Genomic DNA, 7,106 nt, shown 5'->3' on the forward strand with positions numbered 1-7,106 from the left:
GCTTTGGCTCTATTGTGCGCTGAGCGGCGGCTGTTGGCATGGAGGCGGCAGTCCGGCCTGGCGAAAGAGGCGAAGTTGCATCACCGCCCGCCTGCACTGCGCGGGTCGGCGGGAGTGCACGGGGGGCAAGGTGCGGCAGGAGAACGCGGACATCCTGATCGTCGGGGCGGGCCAGGCGGGGGCGCAGACCGCCGCCGATCTCCGACGGCGGGGTTTCGCCGGATCGATCCTGCTGGTCGGGGACGAACCCGACGAGCCGTATGAGCGCCCGCCGCTGTCGAAAGCCTATCTTGCGGGGCAAATGGAGGCGGAGCAACTGCCGCTGCGATCGGCGTCGTTCTGGAGCGAGGCCGGCGTCGACTGCCGCACAGGTCTGCGGGTGACGGCATTGGACCCGCAGGCGCGTACCGCCACGACCGCGGACGGTCTTCGCCTTGCATATGGAAAGCTGGTCTGGGCCGCTGGCGGCGGCGCGCGGCGCCTGCAGGCGCCGGGGGCGGAACTCAAGGGGGTGTACACGCTCCGCACCCGCGCCGACGCCGATCATGTGCGGGCGGCGCTCGGCGCCGGCGCCGACGTCGTGTTGATCGGAGGCGGATACATCGGGCTGGAGGCGGCGGCGTCGATCCGCAGCCTGAACAAGCGTGTGACCATCGTCGAAGCTCAATCCCGTGTTCTTGCCCGTTCGGTCGCGCCGCAGGTGTCGCAGGCTCTGGAGGCCGAGCACCGCGCCCGAGGCGTCCGGATCCTGACCGGCGCCCACGTGGCCGGCCTGCTGGGCCGGGACGGCCGCGTGACCCATGTGCAACTGTCCGGCGGTGAGGAGATCGCGGCGGATCTCGTGCTGGTCGGCATCGGTCTGGAGCCGCACGACTCCCCGCTCGCTACGGCCGGCGCGGTCGTCGGCGACGGCGTCCACGTCGACCTGCAATGCCGAACCAGCCTTCCCGACGTGTGGGCGGTGGGCGATTGCGCGCGCCAGGCACGCTCTTGCGCAGACGGGCGCGCGTTCAGGATAGAGAGCGTCGCCAACGCGCTCGACCAGGCTGCCGCGGCGGCGGCGGCCCTGCTCGAGCAGCCCCCGCCGCCGCCGGCGATCCCCTGGTTCTGGTCCGACCAGTACGATCTGCGCCTCCAATCCGTCGGCTTGAGCGTCGGGCACGACGACGTGCTGCTGCGAGGCGACCCGACAAGCGGCCGCTTCAGCGTGGTCTATTTGCGCGGCGGTCAGGTTATCGCGCTCGACTGCCTGAACGCGGGCCAGGACTTCCTTGCCGGCAAGCGCCTCGTCGCTCAGGGCGCCCGCCCCGATCGCGCCACCCTCTGCGACCCGCAGATCCCGCTCAAGGCCCTGCTCGCAGCGACGGAAGGCGGCGGGCCGCGCACGATGACGTCGGACAGCAGCAATGCGCGTGGCGTGTCGCCGTCGAACGCCGGCATTCGACCACTCCAGGAAAGCGGAGATTGCCGCTGATGAAAGCGCTTCTGAGCAAACTGCCGGGCGGTCCGCAGTCGCTTGTCCTGGAAGACGCGCCAGTTCCGGTTCCTGGGCCGGGCGAAGCGCTCATTCGTGTCCAGGCCGTGGGCGTCAATTTCCCGGACGTCCTGATCATCGAGGATAAATACCAGTACAGGCCGCAACGGCCATTCTCTCCGGGCGGAGAGCTTTCCGGCGTGGTCGAACGACTTGGAGACGGCTGCCGCTTGACGACGCCGGGCGACCGCGTGCTGGCGATGGTCACCTATGGCGCGATGGCGGAGAAGGTCGTCGTCAAGGAAAGCAATCTGATCAAGATTCCTCCTCAAATGCCGTTCGACGACGCGGCGGCGTTCCTGTTCACGTTCGGAACGAGCTACCACGCCCTCAAGGACCGTGCGCAGCTCAAGGCTGGCGAGACCCTGTTGATCCTGGGCGCGGCCGGCGGGGTGGGCATGGCGGCGCTTCAATTGGCCAAGACCATGGGCGCGCGCGTTGTCGCCGCCGTCTCGAGTGCTGAGAAGGCTGAAGTCTGCCGCGCGATGGGCGCGGACGAGGCGGTGATCTATGATCCAAACCCGGCGGGCTCCGATACCCGGCGGGCCCTGACCGCGCAGTTCAAGCAAGCTTTGGGACCTGGCGGCGCCGACGTGGTCTACGACGCCGTCGGGGGCGCATACGCGGAGGCGGCGCTTCGCGCGATCGCCTGGGCGGGTCGCTACCTCGTCGTCGGCTTCGCGACCGGGGAGATCCCGCAGATCCCGCTGAACCTGGCCCTTTTGAAGAGCTGCGACATCCGCGGCGTGTTCTACGGAGCTTGGTGCGAGAGGTTTCCGGAGCTCCGAAACATCGAGGCTGACGAGCTTTTGCGGCAGTACGCCCAGGGCGCCGTCAGACCGCATATCGCCGAGCGGTTTCCTCTGCATCGCGGGTCGGAAGCGATAGCGCGCGTGGCTGGGCGAAAAGCGCTCGGCAAGGTCGTCATCACGATTGATTAGCCGGATCGAGCGGCGGCCGGCCAGCCAACCAGGGCGAGCAGCCACGCCTTATTCGAGGAGATGAAATGGACGCACAGATGACCGAGCGACCGTCGGCGAGCGCGATCGCCGCCAAGGTCGAAGCCTTCGTCCGCGACGTGGTGACGCCGTTCGAACGTGACCCGCGCCGCAGCGGCCACGGCCCTTCGGAGGACCTGGTCGAGCAGCTCCGCGAGCTGGCGCGCAAGGCCGGCGTCATGACGCCGCACATTCTCGCCGACGGCTCTCACCTTTCCCAGCGCGAGACCGCCATGGTGCTCAAGAACAGCGGCCTGTCGCCGTTGGGTCCGCTGGCGTGCAACACCGCCGCGCCCGACGAGGGCAACATGTACCTGCTCGGCAAGATCGGTTCGCCGGAGCAAAAGGCGCGCTTTCTCGCCCCGCTCGTCGAAGGCCGCGCGCGTTCGGCCTTCTTCATGACCGAACCCGCCGCCGAGGGGGGCGCCGGTTCGGATCCGTCGATGCTTCTGACGACGGCCAGGCGGGACGGCGACGCCTGGCTGATCAACGGCCGCAAGGCGTTCATCACCGGCGTGGACGGGGCGAAGGTCGGCATCATCATGGCCAAGTCGGACGACGGCGCCTGCATGTTCCTGGTCGACCTGCCCAATCCCGCCATTCGCATAGAACGGGTGCTCGACACCATCGACTCCTCGATGCCGGGCGGCCATGCGGTGGTCGCGATCGAAAACCTGCGCGTGCCCGCGGACCAGATGCTGGGCGAGCCCGGCTCGGGCTTCAAGAGCGCCCAGATCCGGCTCTCGCCAGCCCGCCTCTCGCACTGCATGAGATGGTACGGCGCGGCGAGCCGCGCGCACGAGATCGCCGTGGACTACGCTTGCCGCCGCGAGGCGTTCGGCAAGCTCTTGATCGATCATGAAGGCGTGGGCTTCCAGCTCGCCGACAACCTGATCGAGCTCAAGCAGGCCGAGCTGATGATCGACTGGTGCGCCGACGTTCTGGACAGCGGTAGCCTGGGCGTGGCCGAGAGCTCCATGGCCAAGGTGGCTGTCGCCGACGCCCTTTTCCGTGTCGCCGATCGCTGCGTCCAGGTGATGGGCGGAACGGGCGTCAGTAACGACACGATCGTGGCCCAGGTCTTCTGCGAGATCCGCGCTTTCCGCATCTATGACGGTCCCACCGAAGTGCACAAATGGTCCCTGGCCAAGAAGATCAAGCGCGATCATCTGGAGGTCAGATCCTCATGAACGAAGGCGCTTGCGATATCCCTGCCGCCGAAGTCAGTCCGCTCGATAGGGCGGCGTTGCAGAACTGGTTGGAGCGCAATGTCGACGGGTTTTCTGGCCCGCTGACGCTGCAACGTTTCAAGGGCGGTCAGTCCAATCCGACTTACCAGCTGATCACGCCGAGCCGATCCTACGTGTTGCGGCGCAAGCCGCCCGGCCGCCTTCTGCCCGGCGCCCACGCCATCGAGCGCGAGGCGCGTATCCAGACGGCCCTGGCGCAGGTCGGGGCGCCAGTCGCGCGCGTGTATGGTCTTTGCACGGACGAAAGTGTCCTCGGCGTGCCGTTCTATGTGATGGAGATGGTGAGTGGCCGCATCTTCTGGGACGCCACCTTCCCGGACGTCAGCGCCGCCGATCGGCCCGCCTATTTCGACTGCATGAACGCCACCTTGGCGGCCCTGCACACGGTCGACTACACGGCCCTCGGCCTGGCGGACTTCGGCCGAACCGGCAACTATTTCGCGCGGCAGGTGGCCCGCTGGTCCAAACAGTACTTGGAGGACGTGGAGGCCGGGCGAGATCCGTTCCTCGACCGCTTGCTCGAGTGGCTGCCGGCCCACATCCCGGCCGATGACGAGACCAGTATTGTCCATGGCGACTACCGATGCGACAACATGATTTTTCATCCGACCGAGCCCAAGATACTGGCGGTTCTGGATTGGGAGCTGTCGACGCTGGGCCACCCGCATGCCGATTTCGCCTTTCACGCCATGATGTACCGGATGCCGCCGCATATCGTCGCGGGCCTGGGCGGGGCCGACCTGCAGGCGCTGAACATCCCGACGGAAGCGGAATATCTGGCCGCCTACTGCCGCCGCGTGGGGCGCGAGGTGATGCCGGCCTACGACTTCTACATGGCGTTCAACTTCTTTCGGCTGGCGGCGATCTACCATGGCATCAAGGGCCGCGCGGCGCGCGGCGCGGCCGCCTCCACGCGAGTCCAGGAACGCATCGCCGTGCTGCCGGAGCTTGCGCGCCTGGCCTGGGCTCAAGCCGAACGGGCGGGCGCCCGATGACCGTGCGGGCCGAGACCGGCGTGGTGCTTCGCCAAAAGCTTGGCGATCATGTCGAGCTCGTAACCCTGAACCGCCCCGAGGCTCGCAACGCCGTCAACGCCGAAGTCGCCGCCGGTCTGGAAAACGCGGTCCGCGAGACCGAGGCGGATGCGGACGTCTGGGCGGTCATCCTGACGGGGGCCGGCGATGCGGCGTTCTGCGCGGGGGCGGATCTTCGGGAAGTGGCGGAAGGGCGCCTGGCTACCCTCTATACGCCCGATTTCGGCTTCGCTGGCCTTGTGAAGGCCAGCCGAACAAAGCCCTGGATCGCCGCCGTGGAGGGCGCCGCGGTGGCCGGCGGGCTGGAGCTGGTCCTGGCCTGCGACATGGTGATCGCGGGTCGATCCGCCCGCTTCGGCCTTCCGGAGGTCTCGCGCGGGCTGCTGGCGGCCGCCGGGGGCGTCTACAGGATGTCTCGCCTCATCCCGCGGAACCTCGCCCTCGAGCTGATTGCGACGGGCGCGAGCATGAGCGCCGAACGGGCTTTCGAACTCGGCCTGGTGAACCGGCTGTGTTCTGCGGGGGAGGCGAAGAAGGAAGCGCTCTTGCTGGCGGCGGAGATCTGCGCAAATGCGCCGCTTGCAGTCCGGGAAAGTCTTGCGGTCGCGCGCAGAGCATTCGACCTCGACGACGCCGCCCTGATGCAGCTCAGCGCCGAAGCCCAGGAGAGGCTGAAGCGCACCGAGGATTTCGCCGAAGGCCCGCGCGCTTTCCTGGAACGGCGCAGGCCAACCTGGATGGGGCGTTGATCGCGGACGGCGTCGTTGCCGGCGCAGTTCCACAAACGGAGATTACCGATGACCATGACGATCGATCCTGTCGCCGCCGCCGCAGAGCGCCTCCGCCAGGCCTATGCCGGCGCCCCGGTCGCTTCCCTGCGCGATCTGCTGGATCCGCTCGACATCGAGGGCGCCTACGCCGTGCAGGCGCACAACACCCAGGCCTGGAAAGCTGGCGGCCGACGGATCGTCGGACGCAAGATCGGGCTCACGGCCAAGGCGGTGCAGCAGCAGTTCGGCGTCGATCAGCCGGACTTCGGCGTGCTGTTCGAGGATATGCGCGTCGCCGACGGCGGCTGGCTGGGGCCGGGACTGCTGCAGCCAAAGGTCGAGGCGGAAGTGGCGCTCGTGCTCGGCCGCGACGTCGCCGACGCCGAGCCGGGCGTGGACGAGATCGCCGAAGCCACGGACTTCGTCGTGCCGGCGATCGAGGTCGTCGACAGCCGCATCGCCGACTGGAAGATCAGCTTCGCCGACACCGTCGCCGACAACGGCTCGTCGGCCCGCTTCGTGCTCGGCGGCGAGCCCAGGCCGTTGGCGGGGCTGGACCTTTACAGTTGCGGCATGGTGCTCGAGATCGACGGGCAGGTGGCCTCGGTCGGCGCAGGCGCCGCCTGCCTTGGCCACCCGCTCAAGGCGGCCGCCTGGCTGGCGCGGACGCTGGCCGAGCGTGGCGAGAGGCTGTGCGCCGGCGACGTCGTTCTCACTGGCTCGCTCGGTCCCATAGCGGCGCTCGCTCCGGGCCAGCACATCCGCGCGATCATCGGCGGGCTCGGGACCGTCAGCTTCAATTACGAAGGAGCCAGATGATGGCCAAGGTGAAGGTCGCGATCATCGGATCCGGCAACATCGGCGCCGACCTGATGATCAAGATCATGCGAACGTCGGCGGCGCTGGAGATGGCGGCGCTCGTCGGCATCGATCCGGCCTCGGACGGGCTGGAGCGCGCCGCGCGCATGGGGGTGGCGACCACGGCCGAGGGGATCGACGGGCTTGTGAAGCTGCCGGTCTGGCCCGAGATCGGCATCGTCTTCGACGCGACCTCGGCCGGCGCCCACAAGCGCCACAGCGAGGTCGTGACGGGCGCCGGGAAGGTGATGATCGACCTGACGCCGGCGGCGATCGGCCCCTATGTCATCCCCGTCGTCAACGGCGATACGCAGCTCGACGCGCCGAACGTCAACATGGTCACCTGCGGCGGCCAGGCGACGATTCCGATCGTCGCCGCGGTGGCGTCCGTCGCCACCGTCCACTATGCCGAAATCGTCGCGTCGATCGCCTCGAAGTCGGCGGGTCCCGGCACGCGCGCCAACATCGACGAGTTCACCGAGACGACCGCGCGAGGCATCGAACTGGTGGGCGGCGCGGCCAAGGGCAAGGCGATCATCGTCCTGAATCCGGCCGAACCGCCGATGATCATGCGCGACACCGTCTTCACGCTGTCCTCCGGCGCCGACGAGGCGGCGATCGGCCCCTATGTCATCCCCGTCGTCAACGGCGATACGCAGCTC

At 68.2% G+C, this 7,106-nt stretch carries 7 protein-coding genes; all 7 read left to right on the top strand.

From position 1 onward, the window contains the following. Positions 1–130: 130 nt before the first annotated feature. Positions 131–1,474 carry an NAD(P)/FAD-dependent oxidoreductase gene (locus VJS38_RS03715; protein WP_324086807.1) on the top strand — a complete coding sequence of 448 codons (1,344 nt, stop codon included), beginning with the start codon at positions 131–133 and terminating at the stop codon, positions 1,472–1,474. After that, complete coding sequence (locus VJS38_RS03720; RefSeq protein WP_324086808.1) at positions 1,474–2,475, top strand: NADPH:quinone oxidoreductase family protein; 1,002 nt, start codon at positions 1,474–1,476, stop codon at positions 2,473–2,475. Before VJS38_RS03715 ends, VJS38_RS03720 begins: the two co-directional genes overlap by 1 nt. A gap of 77 nt (positions 2,476–2,552) precedes the next feature. After that, positions 2,553–3,722: an acyl-CoA dehydrogenase family protein gene (locus VJS38_RS03725; RefSeq protein ID WP_324086809.1), complete on the top strand. Its 1,170-nt coding sequence runs from the start codon at positions 2,553–2,555 to the stop codon at positions 3,720–3,722. Next, entirely contained in the window at positions 3,719–4,777 is a 1,059-nt protein-coding gene (locus tag VJS38_RS03730) for a phosphotransferase family protein (RefSeq protein WP_324086810.1), read from the top strand. The genes VJS38_RS03725 and VJS38_RS03730 overlap by 4 nt, the downstream gene beginning before the upstream one ends. Further along, positions 4,774–5,565 carry an enoyl-CoA hydratase-related protein gene (locus VJS38_RS03735; protein WP_324086811.1) on the top strand — a complete coding sequence of 264 codons (792 nt, stop codon included), beginning with the start codon at positions 4,774–4,776 and terminating at the stop codon, positions 5,563–5,565. Before VJS38_RS03730 ends, VJS38_RS03735 begins: the two co-directional genes overlap by 4 nt. 48 nt (positions 5,566–5,613) lie before the next feature. After that, on the top strand, positions 5,614–6,405 hold the full coding sequence (locus tag VJS38_RS03740) for a 2-keto-4-pentenoate hydratase (RefSeq protein ID WP_324086812.1): 792 nt from the start codon (positions 5,614–5,616) through the stop codon (positions 6,403–6,405). Continuing rightward, positions 6,402–7,106 (top strand): acetaldehyde dehydrogenase (acetylating) (locus tag VJS38_RS03745; RefSeq protein WP_324086813.1); only part of this gene is annotated, 705 nt, incomplete at its 3' end. The genes VJS38_RS03740 and VJS38_RS03745, both read left to right, overlap by 4 nt.

It is taken from the genome of Phenylobacterium sp. (assembly GCF_035276905.1).
Classification (GTDB): domain Bacteria; phylum Pseudomonadota; class Alphaproteobacteria; order Caulobacterales; family Caulobacteraceae; genus Phenylobacterium.